We start from the raw sequence: 20,119 nt of genomic DNA on the forward strand, positions 1-20,119 counted from the left end.
GCATTCAGAATCGCCAGGTAACATACCCGGATGCACGAATCGGATGAGCCGGTCACCGGACCCGACCCGTCGACACCCCCGACCTCTCCCACTCCGTCCGCCGACTCCGCAGCCGACTCGGAGCCGCCCGCGACCGCGGGCTCCGGACGTCGCGCCGCGGTGCGCCCGGCGAAGGCGTCCGGTTTCTCGGGCGTCGCCGCGGGCGTCCTCTCGGCGATCCGGAAGCACCCGAAGACGTGGATGGCCGCAGCGGCCGCCGTCGTCTTCCTGCTGCTCGGAACCGGCAGCGTCGCTCTCGGTGCCACGATCGGCTCGCCGGCCGCAGCGGCCGGGCGGACTTCCACGGCGACCCCGACGCCGACGCGCACCTCCACGCCGACCCCGACGCCGACCGTCGACCCCGAGCGTCCCGTTCCCGCGAACCAGGCGGCGGCGACACGCATCCGCACCTGCTCGGTCGCCGGGCTCGCGGGCGACCGCCGGCTCGGCAACCTCGAGGCGCAGGTCGTCAACGCGAAGACGGGCCAGGCGTTGTTCGACCGCAACGGGACGAAGGCCGGACCGACGGCATCCGTGCTCAAGACGCTCACCTCGGCGGCCGCCCTGGCCACCCTCGGACCGGACTATCGGGTCTCCACCACCGTCGTGGCCGGCAGCACGCCAGGACAGGTCGTCATCGTCGGCGGCGGGGATGTGACGCTCTCGCGGCTTCCCGACGGCCAGGCGTCCTTCTACACCGGCGCGCCCAAGATCCAGGACCTCGCAAACCAGGTCAAGCAGGCGATGGGCGGCCAGCAGATCACCTCGATCGTCGTCGACGCCTCGCTCTTCGGCGCGCCGTTCTGGCAGCCGAGCTGGGACGAGCGCGAGGAGCGCGTCGTCGAGGGGTCGACTCCGTACATGACCGCCCTCATGGTCGACGGCGACCGCGACGACCCGACCGCGGTCGAGTCGCCGCGCAGCACCGATCCGGTGGGCCGGGCGGTGCAGTACTTCCAGCAGTACCTGGGCACCAACGTCGGCGTCAGTCAGGGCGTCGCAACCGCCGGCGCCCGCCAGCTGGGCGTCGTCCAGTCGCAGCCGGTCACCACGCTGATCGACCAGGCGATGCGCGTCTCCGACAACACGATCATGGAGGAGCTCGCCCGGCTCGTGGCCATCAAGAACGGCGCGGGCAACACCTTCGACGCCCTCAACGCCGGTGTGCTCGCCGGGCTCAAGGGCTACGGGATCGACACCGCGGGCATCCACATCGCCGACGGCTCCGGACTCAGTGGAGACAACGCGGTTCCCCCGTCGTACCTGACGCAGCTGTTCATCAAGGTCCTGAACCGTCAGAACGGACTCGGCGTCGTCTACGACAGCCTGCCGGTGGCCGGTAAGTCGGGAACGCTCGGGCCGGGTTACAACCGGTTCACCGGCGCCAACTCGGCTGCCCGCGGCGCCGTCCTGGCGAAGACCGGCTGGATCGACAACGGGTACACGCTGTCCGGCATCATCAACGCGGCCGACGGCACGCCCTTGACGTTCGCCGTCTTCGCGCTCGGACCGGTCAGCGACAACGCGAAACAGGCGATCGACACGCTCGTCACCGGGTTCTACAAGTGCGGTGACAACCTCTCCAACGGCTGAGCCGGCCGGCGCAGCGACCACGACCACCGGGAGGACGGGATGGGCAAGGCGCTCTTCATCGTCGACGTGCAGAACGACTTCACCGAGGGCGGGGCGCTCGGCGTCGCGGGAGGGGCGGCGGTCGCGGAAGGCGTCACGGCGTTCCTCCGCGAGCACGCCGACGACTACGCGGTGATCGTCGCCAGCCGCGACTGGCACGACGCCGACAACGACAACGGCGGCCACTTCGCGACGGACGACGAGCCGGACTTCGTGGAGAGCTGGCCGCCGCACTGCGTCGCGGGCACGCCCGGGGCCGACTACCACGCGGCGTTCGACACGTCGCGGGTCACGTTCCACGTCCTCAAAGGGCAGGGCGTCCCGGCGTACTCGCTGTTCGAGGGCAGGACGGAATCGGGCGCGACGGTGCACGAGATCCTGGACGAGCGGGGCATCCACACCATCGACGTGGCGGGGATCGCGACCGACTACTGCGTCCGGGCGTCCGCCCTCGACGCGCTGGCGCACGGTCAGCACGTCCGCGTGCTGACGTCCCTGGTGGCCGGAGTCGCTGAGGCGAGCTCGCAGGCGGCGCTCGCCGAACTCGCGCACGCCGGTGCCGAACTGGTGGACTGACCGGACGACGCCTGCCCGTGGACGCCCGGCGGCATCCACGGTACTGTAATTGCTAGCTCATCTAGTAATCAGGAGGCGTAGTGTCGAAGGAAGCTCCCGACCGGACGGCCGCTCCCCGCGTTCCCGCCCGCTGGCTGCGGATCGTCGTGCCGACGGTCCTGGTGTTGATCTGGCTGGTGCTCGCCGGAATCGGCGGCCCCACCTTCGGCAAGCTCTCCGGGGTCTCCAGCAACGACCAGGCCGCATTCCTCCCGGCCAGCGCCGAATCGACCGAGGTGCAGGACTGGCAGAAGCGGTTCACCGACTCCGGGTCCATCCCGGCGATCGTCGTCGTGGAAGCCGATGAGAGCATCCCGAAGAGCGAGCTGGGCACGACCTACGCCGACCTCGGTGCGAAGCTCGGAGCGGTCGACGGCGTCGAGGCGCCGCCCGAGGGGCAGACCACCAGCGTCGCGGGGCCCATCCCGTCGGAGGACGGGCGCGCGGTCGAGTACATCGTGCCGATCTCCGACTCGGACGAGCTCAAGACCGTCGTCGCGGATCTCCGCGCTGCGGCCGACGACGCCGTGCCCGACGGCGCCCGGGTGTGGGTGACGGGCCCGGCCGGGCTCACCGCGGACCTGGTCAACGCGTTCGGAGGCATCGACGGCATCCTGCTGCTCGTCGCCGTCGCGGCCGTGTTCCTGATCCTGCTGCTGGTCTACCGTGCCCTGCTGCTGCCGTTCCTGGTGCTGCTGACCTCGGTGTTCGCCCTGTGCGCGGCGATCCTCATCGTCTACCTCTTCGCGCTCTGGGGATGGATCAAGCTCTCCGGGCAGAGTCAGGGGATCCTGTCGATCCTGGTGATCGGTGCCGCGACCGACTACTCGCTGCTGCTCGTCTCGCGCTACCGGGAGGCGCTCGAGGTCGAGGAGTCGCGCTGGGTGGCGATCCTGCGGGCCTGGAAGGCCTCGTTCGAGCCGATCGTCGCCTCCGGCGCCACCGTCATCCTGGCCCTGCTGTGCCTGCTGTTCTCGGACCTGAACTCGAACAAGAGCCTGGGCCCGATCGCCGCGATCGGCATCGTGTTCTCGCTGTTCTCGGCGCTGACCCTGCTTCCCGCTCTCCTCGCCGTGTTCGGCCGGTCGGCATTCTGGCCGTTCCGTCCGGTCGTCGGGGCTCACGCGCACAAGCATGCCGACGGCGTGACCCTCACCGGGCTCGAGGGGGTGCGGGGCGTCTGGCGACGCGTCGGGGGTCTGATCGCCCGCCGGCCCCGGGTCACCTGGATCGTGTCGTTCGTCCTGCTCGTCGCGTGCGCTCTGGGGCTGACCCAGCTCAAGGCGAACGGCGTGCAGCAGACCGACGTGATCCTGTCGCAGTCCGACGCCGTCGACGGGCAGGCGGTGGTCGCAAAGCACTTCGACGCGGGCTCGGGATCGCCGGTGCTCATCGTCGCACCCGAGAGCCAGGGGGAGGCGGTGCTCACGGCGACCGAGAAGACGGACGGCATCGCTTCCGCCGCCTTCTTCACCGGCGGCGGACGCCCCCAGCCCGGTGCGACCCCGGAGCCGGTGGTCAAGGACGGCCATGTGCTGATCCAGGCGACCCTCGCCTCCGAGCCTGACTCGGCCGAGGCGGAGAAGGTGGTGAAGGGGCTCCGCGAATCGCTCTCCACCGACGGCTCCGTGCTGGTCGGCGGCGTGACCGCCATCGCGCTCGACACGAACGAGACCGCGCAGAGCGACCTGATCAAGATCATCCCGATCGTGCTTGCCGTGATCCTCCTCATCCTGATGCTGCTGCTCCGGTCGATCGTCGCGCCGGTGATCCTGATCGGCAGCGTCGTGCTGTCGTACGCGGCGGCGCTCGGCGTCTCGGCCCTCGTCTTCAACCACATCTTCGGGTTCCCCGGGGCGGATGCGGCGGTGCCGTTGTTCGGGTTCGTCTTCCTCGTCGCGCTCGGCGTCGACTACAACATCTTCCTGATGACCCGCGTGCGGGAGGAATCGCTGCGCATCGGCACCCGGCCCGGCATCCTGCGCGGTCTGGGACTGACCGGAAGCGTGATCACCTCGGCCGGGATCGTGCTGGCGGCGACCTTCGCGGCGCTCGCCGTCATCCCGATCCTGTTCCTGGTGCAGATCGCCTTCATCGTCGCGTTCGGGGTGCTCCTCGACACCGTCGTCGTGCGGTCGCTTCTGGTGCCGGCGGTGTCGTACGACATCGGCCGCACCATCTGGTGGCCGTCGAAGCTGGCGCGTAGCAAGATGCATAGCGAAAAGGCCGAAGTCTCGTCCTGATCGGACAGTCTGACCAGCTCAGACTGTGCGTGTTGCTCGATCATGAGCGGTGCGCGAAAGTGGCGTCATGACCATGACCACCACCGAGCGCGCCGCCGCGGCGCGCCCCGACGACGCGGCGCTGCTCCGGCGGCTGTACCGGACGATGGCGACCGTCCGGCGCCTCGACCTCGACGGGGTCGCGATGCAGCGCCAGGGCATCATCCCCGGCTACGCGCCGATGCGCGGTCAGGAGGCCGCCCAGGTCGGCAGTGCCGCCGCGCTCGACCTCACCCGCGACTTCGCCTTCCCGACCTACCGCGAGCTCGGCGTCGCCGTGGCCATGGGCGTCGACCCCGTCGCCTACCTGGCCTCCCACCAGGGCGCCTGGCACGGCGGGCTCTGGGATGCGGCGGCCGCACGCCTCGCTCCGATCAACGCCGTCGTCGGCGGCGCCGTCACCCACGCCGTCGGCTGGGCACTCGGCGCGAAGCTCGACCGCACCGGGGGAGTGGCCATCGCCTACTTCGGCGACGGCGCCAGCTCGCAGGGCGACATCCACGAGGCCATGAACACCGCGGGCGTCTCGCAGCTCCCCGTCGTGTTCTTCTGCCAGAACAACGGCTGGGCCATCTCCGTGCCGACCGAGCAGCAGGTCGCGGGCGGATCCGTCGCGGCGCGCGGCGCCGGGTACGGCATGCCGGGCGTGCGCGTCGACGGCAACGACGTCCTCGCCGTCTACGACGCGACCGCCGAGGCTCTGGAGCGCGCGCGCACCGGCGGGGGTCCGACCGTCATCGAGGCGATGACGTACCGCATGGGCCCGCACTCCACCTCCGACGACCCAGGCCGCTACCGCACCCTCGACGAGGAGCAGAGCTGGCTCGCCCGCGACCCGCTCGCCCTGTGCGAGCAGCAGCTCCGCCAGACCGGGACGGTCGGAGACGAGTTCTTCGCCGAGGTCGCCGACACGGCCGGCGCCCTGGCCGATCGCGTGCGCGACGACGTCGCCGCCCTGGGCGGACGCCCGGCGGAGGAGATGTTCGACTTCGTCTTCTCGGACCCGCCTGCGGCCCTGCTCGGGCAGCGGCGCGCGTGGGAGGAGTCACGCCTTGGCTGAGCTCACCACCATGCAGCGGGCGCTCAACCGCGCCCTCGACGACGCGCTCGCCGCAGACGACCGCACCCTCGTGTTCGGCGAGGATGTCGGAACGCTCGGCGGCGTCTTCCGGGTGACGGACGGCCTGAAGGCCAAGTACGGCGCCGACCGCGTCTTCGACACCACGCTCGCCGAGTCCGGGATCATGGGCATGGCGGTCGGGCTCGCCATGGCCGGATGGCGCCCGGTGCCGGAGATCCAGTTCGACGGCTTCTCGTATCCCGCCGTCGATCAGATCGTCAACCAGGTGGCGCGCATGCACTACCGCAGCCGCGGCGCCTTCGGGATGCCGATCACGCTGCGCCTGCCCAGCTTCGGCGGCATCCGTGCACCGGAGCACCACGGCGAGAGCCTGGAGGCGCTGTTCGCGCACGTGCCCGGCCTGAAGGTGGCGGCGCCGTCGACGCCCGCCGAGGCGTACACGCTGCTGCGGCAGTCGATCGACGACCCGGACCCCGTCATCTTCCTCGAGCCGAAGTCGCGCTACTGGCACAAGGACACCGTCTCGCTCGACGAGCCGGAGGAGTGCCTCCCGGTCGGGACCTCGCGCGTGGTCCGCACCGGCACGCACGTCACCCTGGTCGCCTGGGGCGCCATGGTCGCGCGCTGCCTGCAGGCGGCCGAGCTCGGCGCGGAGGACGGCGTGGAGATCGAGGTCGTCGACCTGCGCTGGCTGAAGCCCATCGACGCCGACGGGCTCGCCGCCTCGGTCGCGCGGACGCGCCGAGCCGTCGTCGTGCACGAGGCGCCGCTGACCGCCGGCCTCGGCGCCGAGGTGAGCGCCCTCATCACCGAGCGCTGTTTCGACGACCTGAAGGCGCCCGTCCAGCGCGTCACCGGATGGGACGTGCCGTACCCGTCGCCGGTGCTGGAGGATGAGTACCTGCCGTCCATCGACCGCATCCTGGACGCCGTCCAGAAGACCCTGGAGTACCGCCGTGGCTGAACGAACCTTCGACCTCCCCGATCTGGGCGAGGGCCTGCAGGAGGCGACTGTGCTGGAGTGGCTGGTCGCCGAGGGCGACCACGTCGAGCGCAATGCGCCGCTCGTCGAGGTCGAGACGACGAAGTCGGCCGTCGAGCTGCCGTCCCCGCAGTCCGGCGTCGTCGCGCGCTTCCACGTCGCCGAGGGCGAGGCTCTCGAGGTGGGCGCCCCGCTCGTGACCTTCACCGTCGAGGACGACCAGGCGGGCATCGTCGGAACCGTCCCGACGGAGGAGGCGCCGCGCCGCCGTGTTCGACTGTCGCTGCCGGAGGACTGAGCCGGGATGCGCATCCACGTCGAGAGGCACCCCGGCGACGACCCCGTCCTGCTGGTGCACGGCTTCGCCTCTACCGGCTCGCTCACCTGGGAGGCGACGGGCTGGGTCCGCGCGCTCGCCGAGGCGGGCCGTGGCGCGATCGTCCCGGACCTCCGCGGCCACGGCGCCAGCGAGGCGCCGCACGACGCCGACGCGTACTCGCCCGACCTCCTCGCCGGCGACCTGCTGGCCGTTCTCGACGAGCAGGATGTGGACCGCGTGGATGTGATGGGCTATTCGATGGGCAGCTGGGTGTCCCTGGCGCTCACCGCCCTCGCCCCCGACCGCGTGCGGCGGCTCGTGATCGGCGGAGTCGGCACGGTCGAGCAGTTCGGCCACTGGGGTGTCTCGGCGGTGCAGGCCGCCCTCCACGACGACGCCTCAGCGCTCGACCCGGCCAGCCCGCTTGCGCCGCTCCTCGCATCCCTCCGCCAGGCGCCGGGCATCGACCGCGAGGCGCTCGCCGCCTGCGCCGCCGGCATGGCCGCGCATCCGCTCCCGCTGGCGAGCTCCGTCCCGACCATGCTCGTCGTGGGCGACGCGGACCCGGTCACCGAGGGCGCCGACGAAGCGGCCCGGCTGCTGGGGGCCGAGCTGGTCGTGCTCCCGCGGCGCAACCACGTCACCACCCTGAGCGCCCGCGCCTTCAAACAGGCTGCCCTTCCGTTCCTGGGAGCTTCGGTCAGCGTGCCGTAGGCGCGTACCCTGCGTCGTACGATGTGCGAGGACCGAAGGAGGCCGCATGATCGACAAGCTCGACGCCGATCTGATCGCGCTGCTGACCGAGGAGCCGCGCCTCGGGGTGTTCGAGGCGTCCCGGCGTCTCGGGGTGGCGCGCGGGACGGTGCAGGCCCGCCTGGACCGCCTGCAGCGGTCGGGGGTCGTCCGCGACTTCGCTCCGACGATCGACACCGACCGGCTCGGGTACCCGGTGACCGCTTTCGTGACCGCGGAGATCGCCCAGGGCGACCGGGATGTCACCGTCGTCGAGCATCTGCGGGCCATCCCCGAAGTGCTCGAGGTGCACACCATCACGGGCGCGGGCGATCTGATGATCCGTGCGGTGGCGCGGTCGAACACCGACCTGCAGCGGGTGATCGACCGCATCGTCAGTGATCCGGGCATCATGCGGACGTCGACGGTCATCGCGCTCGCCACCAAGATCGACCACCGCGCGGTGCCGCTGGTGCAGGCCGCGGTCGCCGCCGAGAACGCGGACGACGACACCGACGAGAACGCGGACGACGACGCGAAGAACGAGGAGGAACGCGGCTGATGGATGAGAAGGCTCTGCTGGATCGTGTGCCCGACGGGCTCTACATCGGAGGGGAGTGGACCGCCGGATCGGCCGGGACGTTCCCGGTGTACGACCCGGCGACGGGCGACACCCTCAAGCGGATCGCCGATGCCTCGCCGGAGGACGGCATCCGTGCGCTCGACGCCGCCGTCGCCGCCGCAGACGACTGGGCCGCGACGCCGCCACGGGCGCGCGGCGAGATCCTGCGCCGCGCCTTCGACCTGCTGCAGGAGCGGCGCGACGATTTCGCCCTGCTGATGACGCTGGAGATGGGCAAGCCGCTCGCCGAGGCGAGCGGCGAGGTCACCTATGGCGGCGAGTTCCTCCGCTGGTTCTCGGAGGAGGCCGTCCGCATCACCGGACGCTACGGGAGCAACCCGGAGGGCACCGGGCGGATGATCGTCTCCCAGCATCCCGTCGGCCCGTGCTTCCTGATCACACCGTGGAACTTCCCGCTCGCGATGGCGACCAGGAAGATCGCGCCGGCGCTCGCCGCGGGATGCACCGTCGTCATCAAGCCGGCGGAATTGACGCCGCTGACGACGCTGTACTTCGCCCGGCTGCTCGAGGATGCCGGACTGCCCGCCGGAGTCCTCAACGTCGTCACGACGACCACCTCCGGAAAGGTCTCCGCCCCCATCATCGCCGACCCGCGGCTGCGCAAGCTGTCGTTCACGGGCTCGACGGAGGTCGGCCGGACGCTGCTGAAGCAGGCGTCCCAGAACGTGCTCCGCACCTCCATGGAGCTCGGGGGCAACGCGCCGTTCGTCGTGTTCGACGACGCCGACCTCGACAAGGCGGTCGACGGCGCGATGCTGGCCAAGTTCCGCAACATCGGCGAGGCCTGCACCGCGGCCAACCGGTTCATCGTCCATGAGGCCGTCGCCGACGAGTTCGCCCGGCGGGTGACAGAGCGCGTGAACGGCCTGAAGGTCGGCCGCGGAACCGACGACGGCGTCACCATCGGCCCGCTCATCAACGAGGACGCGGTCAGGAAGGCATCGGAGCTGGTCGAGGATGCCGTCCGTCGCGGGGCCGCGGTACTGACCGGCGGCTCCCGCGTCGGCGGCACAGGCACCTTCTTCGCGCCGACGGTCGTGGCCGACGTCGCGGCGGGCAGCGAGATCCTGCGCCAGGAGATCTTCGGTCCGGTGCTGTCCATCGTCCGCTTCTCGGACGAGGACGAGGCGGTGCGGATCGCGAACGACACCGAGTACGGGCTCGTCTCGTACGTCTTCACCAGGGACCTGGCCCGCGGACAACGGATGATCGAGCGCCTGGAGACGGGGATGATGGGCCTCAACGTGGGAGTCGTCTCCAACGCGGCCGCGCCGTTCGGCGGCGTCAAGCAGTCCGGACTGGGACGCGAGGGCGGATTCGAGGGCATCCGCGAGTACTTGAACACGAAGTACACGCTCACCCCGAACCCGTTCGGAGCCTGACGTGTCGCGATCAGAAGCGGTCATCGTCGACGTCGTCCGCACCCCCTCCGGGCGCGGCAAGCCGGACGGCGAACTGTCCGACATCCATCCCGCCGACCTCCTGGCGGGCGTGCTCCTCGAGCTGGTGGGGCGCACCGGCATCGACCCGGCGGTCGTGGACGACGTCATCGGCGGATGCGTCACCCAGTCGGGAGAGCAGGCGGGAAACATCACGCGCACGGCGGTGCTGAGCGCCGGCTTCCCGGAGAGCGTTCCGGCGGTGACCATCGACCGGCAGTGCGGATCGAGTCAGCAGGCGGCGGCGTTCGCCGCCCAGGGCGTGCTGTCCGGCGCGTACGACGTGGTCATCGCGTGCGGTGTGGAGTCGATGAGCCGTGCGCCGATGGGATCGAACGCGCAGGGCGCATCCCTCGGCGGCGAGCTGCTGAGGGCGCGGTATCCGGAGGGCCTGGTCACCCAGGGCGTCGCGGCCGAGCTGATCGCCGACCGCTGGGGGTTCAGCCGGGCGCAGCTCGACGACTACGCCGCCGACTCGCACGGCCGGGCGGCCTGGGCCGCGGCGAACGGCGCGTTCGAGGGCGAGCTGGTCGCCGTGCCGACACCGGACTCCGGCAGCGTCAACGCGGATGAGACCATCCGGCCGGGCACGACCGCGGAGAAGCTGGCGCAGCTGCAGCCCGTGTTCCGCACCGACCGCTTGGCGGAGCGCTTCCCGCAGCTGGAGTGGCGCATCACCGCGGGCAACTCCTCACCGCTGACCGACGGCGCCTCCGCCGCCCTCATCATGAGTGCCGACGCCGCGAAGCGGCTGGGCCTGCGCCCACGCGCCCGGTTCCACTCGTTCGCGGTCGCCGGCAGCGACCCCCTGCTGATGCTCACCGGCATCCTGCCCGCCACGCGCAAGCTGCTCGAGCGCAGCGGTGTGCGGCTGGATGAGATCGACGCGTACGAGGTCAACGAGGCGTTCGCGCCCATCCCGCTGCTGTGGCGGGAGGAGTTCGGCGCGGACCCGTCGCGGCTCAATCCGCGCGGCGGCGCGATCGCGCTCGGGCACGCGCTCGGCTCGTCGGGCACGCGCCTGCTGGCGACGCTGCTCAACGAGGTCGAGTCCCGCGGCGGCCGCTACGGCCTGCAGACGATGTGCGAGGGCGGCGGCACCGCCAACGCGACACTGATCGAAGTGCTGCGCTGACGGCGCGGCACCGGATGATACGAAGGAGAACCATGCAGCTCGACGGATGCTCGGCCATCGTCACCGGCGGAGCCAGCGGACTCGGCAACGCCACCGCGCACGCGCTCGCCGAGGCGGGCGCCCGCGTCGTGATCGTCGACCTCCCCCGCTCGGAGGGCGAGAAGGCCGCCGTCGCGCTGGGTCCGCACGCGCGGTTCGTGCCGGCGGACGTGACCAACGAAGCGGAGGTGCAGGCGGCGGTGGACACCGCGTCCGGACTCGCCCCGCTGCGCGTCGTGGTGAACTGCGCCGGGATCGCCACCGCCGAGAAGGTGCTGGGGCGTGACGGCGTCATCCCGCTCGAGCACTTCGAGCGCGTCATCCGGGTGAACCTGATCGGAACCTTCAACGTGGTGCGCCTCGCGGCGGCCGCGATCGCCCAGACCGAGCCGGTCGGCGAGGAGCGCGGCGTGATCGTCAACACTGCATCGGTCGCGGCGTTCGACGGCCAGATCGGCCAGCCGGCGTATTCGGCGTCGAAGGGCGGGGTGGCCGCCATGACGCTGCCGTTGGCGCGGGAGTTCGCGCGCAGCCTCATCCGCGTCATGACGATCGCGCCCGGCATCTTCGAGACGCCGATGATGGCGGGGCTGCCGCAGGCGGCGCAGGACTCACTGGCCGCCCAGGTGCCGCATCCCTCGCGGCTCGGCCGGCCGGCGGAGTACGCGGCGCTGGTGGGCGCGATCGTCGAGAACCCGATGCTGAACGGCGAGACGATCCGCCTCGACGGCGCGATCCGGATGCAGCCCAAGTAGCCCGAGCGCCCGACCCCCAGCTGACAGCTCCTGAGTTTTTCGGCCGCACGGCGGGGTGTCGGGCGGAAAAACTCAGGAGCTGTTGGCGTAGGGCGGGGGCTACACAGATCAGGCGCCCGAGTGCGCCTCCAGGAACGTGTAGACGTCGGAGTCGTCGACGCCGGGGAACGACCCCGACGGCAGCGGCGACAGGATGTGCGCGTGCAGCCGGGCGCTCGGCCACGCCTTGCCCGCCCAGCGGCCCGAGAGCGTGGCGGGCGGACGCTTGCAGCACGACTCGTCGGGGCAGCGCGACTCGGCCCGCACCGTCGTCTCTCGGCCGCGGAACCACTTCGCCTCGTCGAACGGCACGCCGACGGTGATCGAGAACCCGCCCTCCGCGGTCGTCCCGGTCTGGGTCGCGCACCAGTAGGTTCCCGCCGGGGTGTCGGTGTTCTGGTACAGCTCCGTCGTGCGGTTGGTGTGCGTGAAGGCCGTCCGTGCTCCCCACTTCCGGCAGACGACCTGGCCCTCGATGGATCCGGTCACATCCGTCGGGAGCGGCAGGCCGTCGTTCTCGTAACCCTTGTACAGTGCGCCGTCGTCGCCGACGCGGAGGAAGTGCATCGTCATGTCCAGATGGCTCGTCGCGAGGTTCGTCAGCCGCAGCGCCGCCGCCTCGTGGGTCACGCCGAAGGCGTCGCGGAAGTCCTCGACGGCGAGGTCCCTCTCCTTCTTCGCCTGCTGCAGGAAGGCGACCGCCGCCTCGCGGGGCATGAGGCAGCAGGCCGCGAAGTAGTTGATCTCCAACCGCTGCCGCAGGAAGTCCGCGTACGACTCGGGACGGGTGTGGCCGAGCAGCCGGTGCGCCATCGCCTGCAGGGCCATGGAGCGGAGGCCGTGGCCGCCCGGGATGGACGCGGGCGGCAGGTAGATCCGCCCGTTCTCGAGGTCGGTGATCGAGCGGGCCGACCGGGGGAGGTCGTTCACGTAGATGAGCTCGAAGCCCAGCTGCTCCGCCATCACGCTGACCTCGCGGTGCGTGAGTGCGCCGCGGGTGTGGCCGGACGCGCGGACGCGCTGCTCGGCGAGCTCCTCGATCTCGGGCATGTAGTTGTGCTGGGCGCGCATCCGCTCGCGCAGTTCGGTGTTCGCGCGCCGCGCCTCCTCGGGGGTCGCGATCGCCTCGCTCGCCCGGCGGCTCAGCTCGCGGTGCAGGCCGACGATGGCACGCAGGGTCTCGGTCGGGGTGCCCTTCGTCGGCTTGACCGCCGGCAGCCCGAGGGACGCGTACAGCGGTCCGCGCTGCGCCCGGGCGAGCTCGATCTCGAGGGCGGCGCGCTCGTCCGGCGGCTCGGCGGACAGCAGGTCCGCCGGCTGGACGCCGAGGGCGGCGGCGAGGGAACTCAGCAGCGAGATCCGGGGCTCGCGCTTGCCGTTCTCGATCAGCGACAGCTGGCTCGCGGCGACGCCTGTTGCGGCGCCCAGGTCGTCGAGGGTCATGCGGCGGCTGGTGCGGAAATGCCGGATGCGATGGCCGAGCGTGGCGACATCGATGTCGCCCGCCTCCACGGGAGTGCTCATGGCTTCACAATAGCGAAAGATTCGCGATTCTTACAGCGAATTTGTCGGGTCGAACCGTCGGAATCTCTCACATGCTGGAGGAGACACCACTTCTTACGACGAAAAGGACTCCGTCATGAGCATCGCCGAGCTGACCATCGCCGACACGGCCCCGTCCGACGGGATGGACGCCGTGCGTGCCTGGGTCGACGACATCGCCGCCCTCACCCGGCCCGACGAGATCGTCTGGTGCGACGGCTCCCTCGGTGAGGCCGACCGTCTGACCAAGCAGCTCGTCGCGGAGGGCAAGCTCATCCGGCTGAACCCCGAATGGCGGCCGAACAGCTTCCTCGCGCGCACCGACCCGGGCGACGTCGCCCGGGTCGAGGACCGCACCTTCATCTGCTCGGAGGACGAGGCGGACGCCGGCCCCACCAACAACTGGCGCGAGCCGGCCGCGATGCGCGCCGAGCTGCGCGACGTCTTCGCGGGCAGCATGCGCGGCCGGACCATGTACGTCGTCCCGTTCTCGATGGGGCCGGTCGGCGGTCCGATCTCGCAGGTCGGCATCCAGCTCACCGATTCCGCGTACGTCGCCGTCAGCCTCGGGATGATGACCCGGGTCACCGAGACGGTGCTCGATCTGATCGCGGCCGGGCAGGAGTGGGTTCCGACCGTGCACAGCGTCGGCTTCCCGCTCGTCGACGCGGACGGGACCCGCCACGACGACGTGGCCTGGCCGTGCAGCACGACCAAGTACATCGTGCAGTTCCCGGAGACCCGGGAGGTGTGGTCGTACGGCTCGGGATACGGCGGCAACGCCATCCTCGCCAAGAAGTGCTTCGCCCTGCGGATCGCCTCGGTGATGGCCCGCGACGAGGGCTGGCTCGCCGAGCACATGCTCATCGTCAAGGTGACATCGCCGGAGGGCCGCGTGTTCCACTTCGCCGCGGCGTTCCCGTCGGCGTGCGGCAAGACCAACCTCGCGATGCTGCAGCCGAGCATCCCGGGCTGGACGGTCGAGACCATCGGGGACGACATCGCCTGGCTGCGCCAGGGACCGGATGGCCGGCTGCGCGCGATCAACCCGGAGGCGGGCTTCTTCGGCGTCGCGCCGGGCACCGGCGAGACCACCAACCGCACCGCGGTGGAGACGCTGTGGGGCAACACGATCTTCACCAACGTGGCGCTGCGCGACGACGGCGACGTCTGGTGGGAGGGGCTGACCGACGAGCCGCCTGCCCACCTGATCGACTGGGAGGGGAAGGACTGGACGCCCGGCAGCGGGCGCCCGGCCGCGCATCCGAACTCCCGCTTCACCGTGAGCGCCGCGCAGTGCCCGTCCATCGCCGACGACTGGGACGCCTTCGACGGCGTTCCGATCGACGCGATCCTGTTCGGGGGACGGCGGGCGACGAACGTCCCGCTCGTCGCCCAGGCTCGCGACTGGCGGCACGGGGTGTTCATCGGGGCGACGATCTCCTCCGAGCGCACCGCTGCGGCGGAGGGCACGGTCGGCGAGCTGCGCCGCGACCCGTTCGCGATGCTGCCGTTCTGCGGCTACAACATGGCCGACCACTGGGCGCACTGGCTGGAGATGGGGGAGCGGCTCGGCGAGCACGCACCGGCGGTGTTCCAGGTGAACTGGTTCCGCACGGGCGACGACGGCCGGTTCCTGTGGCCGGGGTTCAGCGAGAACGCCCGGGTGATCGAGTGGATCGCGCGTCGCGTCGAGGGCAGCGCCGGGAGCGTGTCCACGCCGATCGGGCAGCTGCCGGTGGTCGAGGAGCTCGACCTGGACGGCCTCGACCTCCCGGAGGAGGACGTGGCTGCCCTCTTCGAGGTCGACCCGCAGAGCTGGCTCGCCGAGTGCGACCTGACCGACGAGTTCTTCGCCCGCTTCGGCACCCGCGTCCCGGCCGCCCTGCGCGCCGAGCTCGCCTCCCTCCGCTACCACCTCCGCGCCTGAGACCCCACCGTCGAGTACGCAAAAACTGCACGCTATCCGAGCGGATGGCGTGCAGTTTTTGCGTACTCGACGGGGGTCGGTCAGACGAGGAGCTGGTGCTTGGCGAGGTCGCGGTAGAGCGGGGTGGTTTCGACGAGTTCGGAGTGGGTGCCGCTGCCGATGACGCGGCCGTGGTCGAGCACCACGATCTGGTCGGAGTCGACGACGGTCGACAGCCGGTGGGCGATCACGAGTAGCGTGCGGTCCTCCGCCACGGCGTCGATCGCCTCGCGCATCAACTGCTCGTTGCGGCCGTCGAGGCTCGAGGTGGACTCGTCGAGAAGCAGAACGGGCGGAGCCGCCAGCAGCGCGCGCGCGATCGCGAGGCGCTGGCGCTCGCCGCCGGAGAGCATGATGCCGTCCTCGCCGACCGGGGCGCCGAGGCCGAGCTCGCTCCGCTCCAGCACCTCCGTCAGGTTGACGGCGTGCAGGACGTCGATGCACTCGGCGTCGGTCGCGTCCGGCGCGGCCAGCGTCAGGTTGTCGCGCAGCGATCCGGCGAGCACGGGCGCATCCTGCTCGACATAGCCGATCTGCGAGCGGAGCGAGACGCGGTCGAGGGTGCGCACATCCATCCCGCCGAAGCGCACCTCGCCCGCCTGCGGGTCGTAGAACCGCTCGACGAGGGCGAGGATGGTCGACTTGCCCGCGCCGGACGGCCCGACGAGCGCGGTGCGCTTGCCGCGCGGGACGCGGAAGCTGACACCCTGGAGCACCCCACCGTGCCGGTGGGCGCCCTCGTCGGAGCCCGCTCCGGCAGCGGCCTCCGCCTCGGCGACGACGTCCGCCCCGGTCAGCGCCTCGAACGCGAGCCGCTCCGGCGTCGGCTGCTCGACGGCGGCCGGCCCGGCGCCCGCACCGGTGGTCCCCTCCGCGCTGTCGGCCACAGTGGACTCCGGGTACGCGAACCGCACATCCACGAACTCGATCGCCGGCGCCTCCGGAGCCAGCGCTTCGTTCGCGGCTCCGACGGTGAGGGCCAGCGGCGCGATGTCGCGGTCGTGCTGGTCCTCGGTCGGCAGGTCGAGGATCTCCTGGATGCGCCCGAGCGCCCCGAGCGCCGAGTTGACCGCCGCGATGGCTCCGAACGCCTGTCCGAGCGGCAGGATCATCATGAACAGGAACAGGATGAAGGCGACCAGGTTCGCGACCGTGATCGCCCCGCTGGCGACGCGGAAGCCGCCGACGCCGAGCACGACCAGGAACGACACCTGCATCGCGATGCCGGCGACCGGCACGACGAGCGCCGAGATCTTGGCGACCCGGATGCCCATCCGCCACGCTCCGGTCGCATCCTCGTCGACGGCCGCGATCTCGCGCTCCGTCGCATTGGAGGCGCGGATGGTCCGCACGGAGCTGATCGCGCGCTCGACCGCCGCGGCCAGGTCGCCCACTTTGTTCTGCGCCTTCTGGCTCGCGACGCGGATGCGGCCGGACAGCAGCACGACGACCACGATGGAGACGGCCACGACGAGAACGGTCAGCCCGAGCAGCACGGGGTCGATGATGAGCATCGCGATGAGCGCGCCGATGAAGGTGAGCGCTCCGCCGATCGCCTCGACGAGCCCCTGCGTGAGCACGGCCCGCAGCAGCGTGGTGTCCGACCCGACCCGCGACACCAGGTCGCCCGTGCGGCGGGTGTCGAACTCGCTGATCGGCAGCCGCAGCATCCGCCCGACCAGCTTGCGCCTGGACGACAGCACGACGCCCTCGCCCGTGCGCTGCAGCAGGTAGTGCTGGTATCCCGAGATGAGGCCGGAGATGACGACCAGCGCGATGAGGCCCCACACCAGGCCGCCGAGCGGCTGCTGCTTTCCGACCACCTCGATGACCTGGCTGACCAGGAGCGGTTGCGCCAGGCTCGCCGCGGCGCCCAGGATGCTGAGCACGATGACGAACGCGAGGACGCGCTTGTGCTCCAGCAGGTAGGGGAGCAGCTGCGAGAACCGCGCGCGGGGGCCGGCGTCGTCGGTGGGCCGCCCGAAGCCGCGACGGCGGCGGGCGGGGGCTGACGTGGTGGACATGACGGTGTCTCCGTTCGGGGGAGGAGGAGGGGCGTCGGGGCGGGTGTTTTCCGCTCACTCCGAAGGTACTTCGTGTGAACTGCCTGTTTGCTGACATCGCGTGCCGTTGCCCCCTCCGAATGTCCGTGGTCGCGGCTACAGTGCTGAACTATGCCGACGCCCGTCATCGCCGCCCGTGATCTGGTCAAGAAGTACAAGGACGTCCCGGCCGTCGACGGCATCAGCTTCGAGGTGGAGCCGGGGGAGTCGTTCGGGCTGCTCGGGCCGAACGGCGCGGGCAAGTCCACGACGATGCGGATGATCGGCGCGGTCTCCACGCGCACGGCCGGCTCGCTGAGCATCCTCGGCCTCGACCCGGACACCTACGGTCCCGAGATCCGGTCGCAGCTCGGCGTCGTGCCGCAGGCCGACAACCTCGACACCGAGCTGCGCGTGCGCGACAACCTCATCGTGTACGGGCGGTACTTCGGCCTGCCGTCCTCCCGCGTGCGCGCGCGGGCGGACGAACTCCTGGCCTTCGCGCAACTCGAGGACAAGGCGAAGGCGAAGGTCGACGACCTCTCGGGCGGGATGAAGCGGAGGCTGACCATCGCCCGCGCGCTCATCAACGATCCGCGCATCCTGCTACTCGACGAGCCGACGACCGGGCTCGATCCGCAGGCGCGCCACATCCTCTGGGACCGCCTGTTCCGCCTGAAGGAGCAGGGCACCACCCTGGTGCTGACCACGCACTACATGGATGAGGCCGAACAGCTCTGCGACCGCCTGGTCGTCGTCGACAAGGGCACGATCATGGCGGAGGGTTCGCCCGCGGCCCTGATCCGCGCGTACTCGACCCGGGAGGTGCTCGAGGTCCGGTTCGGCTCCGAGCGCAACGCCGAGGTCGCGGAGCGGCTCGACGGCGTCGGCGACCGCATCGAGGTGCTGCCCGACCGCATCCTCGTCTACAGCGACGACGGCGAGGCCGAGCTCGTGCGCATCGTCGAGCGCGGGCTGCACCCGCTGACCAGCCTGGTGCGCCGGTCGAGCCTCGAGGACGTCTTCCTCCGCCTCACCGGACGGAGCCTGATCGAATGAGCGTCGCCGTCGGCTCCGCCGGGGGAGCGGCAGGCGACCCCGGCCCAGAGGCCCGCGCCGAGGCGCGGCAGGCGCTCGCCGCCGCCGTCCGCCCACGCCGCTTCGGCGCCTGGTACGTGGCGGAGCACCGCTTCCGGGTGATGCGCTCCTACCTGCAGACCGTGCTGGTCACGGGGTTCGGCAACCCGCTGCTCTACCTGCTCGCGATGGGCCTCGGTCTCGGCTCGCTGGTCAGCGCCAATCTGGGACCGAACGCGGTCGACGGCGTCAGCTATCTCGCGTTCGTCGCGCCCGCGCTGCTCTGCACGGCGGCCGTCACCGTCGCGAGCGAGGAGTTCACGTACCCGATCATGCTCGGCTTCAAGTGGAATCCGACGTTCTTCGGCATCAACGCGTCGCCGATCGCGCCCGGCCAGATCATCGACGGCGTCGTGATCGCGGTCGTCGCGCGCATCCTGGGGACCAGCGCCATCTACTTCGCCTTCATGGTGATCTTCGGGGCGGTGCCGAGCCCGTGGGGCTGGGTCAGCATCCTGGTCGGAACGCTCGGCGGTCTCGCGTTCGGCGCGCCCGTCATGGCGTACGTGGCGACGCTGGAGCAGGACACCGGCCAGATCGCCATGCTGATGCGGTTCGTGCTGCTGCCGATGAGCCTGTTCTCCGGCACGTTCTTCCCCCTGTCGTCCATGCCGCCGTCCCTGCAGTGGATCGGGTGGATCTCGCCGCTCTGGCACTCGACCGAGCTCAGCCGGGTGTTCACGTACGGGATGAGCGAACCGCTCTGGCTGTCCGCCGTCCACGTCGTGTACCTGGTCGCGCTCTTCGTCGCGTTCTGGCTGTGGAGCCGGCGCATCGCCGCGAGGAGGCTGAACAAGTGACCGCGACGGATCAGCGGCTGGCCGCATCCACTCCGCGTCCGCGGGCGTTCCGTGCGCTCTACGCCGGCAACGCGCGCTCGGTGATGCAGCGCGGCTGGTCCGCGACGCGCAGCACCAACTGGCTGGTGATCGTCTCGGGCTTCTTCGAGCCGATCTTCTACCTGCTCTCCCTCGGCATCGGCTTCGGCGCCCTCGTGGGCGATGTGCAGACCTCGTCCGGGCAGACCGTGCCATACGCGGCGTTCATCGCTCCCGCGCTGCTGGCGACGGCGGCGATGAACGGCGCCGTGTACGACTCCACCTGGAACGTCTTCTTCAAGATGCACTTCGCCAAGCTGTACGAGGGGATGCTGGCCACCTCGCTGGGGCCGCTCGACGTGGCGCTCGGCGAGATCCTGCTGGCTCTCCTCCGCGGGGCGCTGTACGCGCTCGGCTTCATGCTGGTGATGCAGGCGCTCGGTCTGAACCTGTCGTGGTGGGCGCTGCTCGCCCTCCCCGCCGTCCTGCTCATCGCCTTCGGCTTCGCGAGCTTCGGGATGGGCATCACCAGCTACATGAAGACGTTCCAGCAGATGGACTGGATCAACTTCATCCTGCTGCCGATGTTCCTGCTCTCGGCCACGTTCTACCCGATCACCGTGTACCCGGAGCCGGTGCAGGTGATCATCAAGGCCCTGCCGCTGTGGCACGGCGTCGAGCTGGTCCGCGGCCTGACCACGGGCATGGTCGACCCGGGGATGCTGTGGCACGTGCTGTACTTCCTGGTCATGATCGTGCTCGGCCTCATCCTGACCACCCGCCGCTTGCGCGCCCTCTTCCTCGACTGAACGGCGAGAGCCGCCGAGCGGTGACTCTGCCACCGGCTGCACCGATGGGAATATCACCATCGGCACGGGT

Annotated in this window: 17 protein-coding genes; 15 read left to right on the forward strand and 2 right to left on the reverse strand. The window is 70.8% G+C overall.

Annotated elements, in window-relative coordinates:
• The first annotated feature begins 30 nt into the window (after positions 1-30).
• The 11 genes from BJ963_RS00280 (at position 31) to BJ963_RS00330 (ending at position 11,693) form a co-directional block, all read left to right on the forward strand.
• Positions 31-1,632, forward strand: coding sequence for a D-alanyl-D-alanine carboxypeptidase/D-alanyl-D-alanine-endopeptidase (locus BJ963_RS00280; RefSeq protein WP_179453777.1), 1,602 nt, complete (start codon positions 31-33; stop codon positions 1,630-1,632).
• A 39-nt stretch (positions 1,633-1,671) separates the two neighbouring features.
• Positions 1,672-2,247 carry an isochorismatase family protein gene (locus BJ963_RS00285; protein WP_179453779.1) on the forward strand — a complete coding sequence of 192 codons (576 nt, stop codon included), beginning with the start codon at positions 1,672-1,674 and terminating at the stop codon, positions 2,245-2,247.
• 80 nt (positions 2,248-2,327) lie between these two features.
• A complete protein-coding gene (locus BJ963_RS00290) occupies positions 2,328-4,529 on the forward strand; it encodes an MMPL family transporter (RefSeq protein ID WP_179453781.1) in 2,202 nt (733 codons plus the stop codon).
• Positions 4,530-4,596: 67 nt separating this feature from the next.
• The gene (locus tag BJ963_RS00295; RefSeq protein WP_179453783.1) at positions 4,597-5,628 is read left to right on the forward strand and encodes a thiamine pyrophosphate-dependent enzyme; all 1,032 of its coding nucleotides are present in this window, start codon (positions 4,597-4,599) and stop codon (positions 5,626-5,628) included.
• 10 nt (positions 5,629-5,638) lie between these two features.
• Positions 5,639-6,613, forward strand: coding sequence for an alpha-ketoacid dehydrogenase subunit beta (locus BJ963_RS00300; protein WP_179457977.1), 975 nt, complete (start codon positions 5,639-5,641; stop codon positions 6,611-6,613).
• Positions 6,606-6,929: a biotin/lipoyl-containing protein gene (locus BJ963_RS00305; protein WP_018189959.1), complete on the forward strand. Its 324-nt coding sequence runs from the start codon at positions 6,606-6,608 to the stop codon at positions 6,927-6,929. The genes BJ963_RS00300 and BJ963_RS00305 overlap by 8 nt, the downstream gene beginning before the upstream one ends.
• 6 nt (positions 6,930-6,935) lie before the next feature.
• Entirely contained in the window at positions 6,936-7,664 is a 729-nt protein-coding gene (locus BJ963_RS00310; RefSeq protein WP_179453785.1) for an alpha/beta fold hydrolase, read from the forward strand.
• Positions 7,665-7,710: 46 nt separating this feature from the next.
• Positions 7,711-8,244 carry an Lrp/AsnC family transcriptional regulator gene (locus BJ963_RS00315; protein WP_179453787.1) on the forward strand — a complete coding sequence of 178 codons (534 nt, stop codon included), beginning with the start codon at positions 7,711-7,713 and terminating at the stop codon, positions 8,242-8,244.
• Positions 8,244-9,707, forward strand: coding sequence for an NAD-dependent succinate-semialdehyde dehydrogenase (locus BJ963_RS00320; RefSeq protein WP_179453789.1), 1,464 nt, complete (start codon positions 8,244-8,246; stop codon positions 9,705-9,707). The genes BJ963_RS00315 and BJ963_RS00320 overlap by 1 nt, the downstream gene beginning before the upstream one ends.
• A gap of 1 nt (position 9,708) precedes the next feature.
• On the forward strand, positions 9,709-10,899 hold the full coding sequence (locus tag BJ963_RS00325) for an acetyl-CoA C-acyltransferase (protein WP_179453791.1): 1,191 nt from the start codon (positions 9,709-9,711) through the stop codon (positions 10,897-10,899).
• A 32-nt stretch (positions 10,900-10,931) separates the two neighbouring features.
• Entirely contained in the window at positions 10,932-11,693 is a 762-nt protein-coding gene (locus tag BJ963_RS00330) for a 3-hydroxyacyl-CoA dehydrogenase (protein ID WP_179453793.1), read from the forward strand.
• 108 nt (positions 11,694-11,801) lie between these two features.
• Here the strand turns inward: BJ963_RS00330 and BJ963_RS00335 are convergent, their stop codons facing one another.
• Positions 11,802-13,256 carry an XRE family transcriptional regulator gene (locus BJ963_RS00335; RefSeq protein ID WP_179453795.1) on the reverse strand — a complete coding sequence of 485 codons (1,455 nt, stop codon included), beginning with the start codon at positions 13,254-13,256 and terminating at the stop codon, positions 11,802-11,804.
• Positions 13,257-13,371: 115 nt separating this feature from the next.
• On the opposite strand from BJ963_RS00335, the gene BJ963_RS00340 reads away from it, so the two are divergent.
• Positions 13,372-15,204, forward strand: a complete 1,833-nt coding sequence (locus BJ963_RS00340) for a phosphoenolpyruvate carboxykinase (GTP) (protein ID WP_179453797.1) — start codon at positions 13,372-13,374, stop codon at positions 15,202-15,204.
• Between the two features lie 80 nt (positions 15,205-15,284).
• On the opposite strand, the gene BJ963_RS00345 is transcribed toward BJ963_RS00340, so the two are convergent.
• The gene (locus tag BJ963_RS00345) at positions 15,285-17,267 is read right to left on the reverse strand and encodes an ABC transporter ATP-binding protein (RefSeq protein WP_179453799.1); all 1,983 of its coding nucleotides are present in this window, start codon (positions 17,265-17,267) and stop codon (positions 15,285-15,287) included.
• Between the two features lie 150 nt (positions 17,268-17,417).
• Between BJ963_RS00345 and BJ963_RS00350 the strand changes: the two genes are divergently transcribed.
• The 3 genes from BJ963_RS00350 to BJ963_RS00360 are packed head-to-tail and all read left to right on the forward strand — an operon-like array spanning position 17,418 to position 20,049.
• Positions 17,418-18,344, forward strand: a complete 927-nt coding sequence (locus tag BJ963_RS00350; protein ID WP_179453801.1) for an ABC transporter ATP-binding protein — start codon at positions 17,418-17,420, stop codon at positions 18,342-18,344.
• The gene (locus BJ963_RS00355; protein ID WP_179453803.1) at positions 18,341-19,222 is read left to right on the forward strand and encodes an ABC transporter permease; all 882 of its coding nucleotides are present in this window, start codon (positions 18,341-18,343) and stop codon (positions 19,220-19,222) included. The genes BJ963_RS00350 and BJ963_RS00355 overlap by 4 nt, the downstream gene beginning before the upstream one ends.
• Positions 19,219-20,049, forward strand: coding sequence for an ABC transporter permease (locus tag BJ963_RS00360; RefSeq protein WP_179453805.1), 831 nt, complete (start codon positions 19,219-19,221; stop codon positions 20,047-20,049). The genes BJ963_RS00355 and BJ963_RS00360 overlap by 4 nt, the downstream gene beginning before the upstream one ends.
• The last annotated feature ends 70 nt before the right edge of the window (positions 20,050-20,119 follow it).

The organism is Leifsonia soli (assembly GCF_013408745.1).
GTDB classification, from domain to species: Bacteria; Actinomycetota; Actinomycetes; order Actinomycetales; family Microbacteriaceae; genus Leifsonia; species Leifsonia soli.

Coding starts and splice junctions, on each gene's coding strand:
- BJ963_RS00310 (WP_179453785.1), top strand. CDS start 6,936: ATGCGCATCCACGTCGAGAGGCACCCCGGCGACGACCCCGTCCTGCTG.
- BJ963_RS00335 (WP_179453795.1), bottom strand. CDS start 13,256: ATGAGCACTCCCGTGGAGGCGGGCGACATCGATGTCGCCACGCTCGGC.
- BJ963_RS00315 (WP_179453787.1), top strand. CDS start 7,711: ATGATCGACAAGCTCGACGCCGATCTGATCGCGCTGCTGACCGAGGAG.
- BJ963_RS00285 (WP_179453779.1), top strand. CDS start 1,672: ATGGGCAAGGCGCTCTTCATCGTCGACGTGCAGAACGACTTCACCGAG.
- BJ963_RS00330 (WP_179453793.1), top strand. CDS start 10,932: ATGCAGCTCGACGGATGCTCGGCCATCGTCACCGGCGGAGCCAGCGGA.
- BJ963_RS00320 (WP_179453789.1), top strand. CDS start 8,244: ATGGATGAGAAGGCTCTGCTGGATCGTGTGCCCGACGGGCTCTACATC.
- BJ963_RS00295 (WP_179453783.1), top strand. CDS start 4,597: ATGACCATGACCACCACCGAGCGCGCCGCCGCGGCGCGCCCCGACGAC.
- BJ963_RS00345 (WP_179453799.1), bottom strand. CDS start 17,267: ATGTCCACCACGTCAGCCCCCGCCCGCCGCCGTCGCGGCTTCGGGCGG.
- BJ963_RS00340 (WP_179453797.1), top strand. CDS start 13,372: ATGAGCATCGCCGAGCTGACCATCGCCGACACGGCCCCGTCCGACGGG.
- BJ963_RS00300 (WP_179457977.1), top strand. CDS start 5,639: ATGCAGCGGGCGCTCAACCGCGCCCTCGACGACGCGCTCGCCGCAGAC.
- BJ963_RS00355 (WP_179453803.1), top strand. CDS start 18,341: ATGAGCGTCGCCGTCGGCTCCGCCGGGGGAGCGGCAGGCGACCCCGGC.
- BJ963_RS00350 (WP_179453801.1), top strand. CDS start 17,418: ATGCCGACGCCCGTCATCGCCGCCCGTGATCTGGTCAAGAAGTACAAG.
- BJ963_RS00280 (WP_179453777.1), top strand. CDS start 31: ATGCACGAATCGGATGAGCCGGTCACCGGACCCGACCCGTCGACACCC.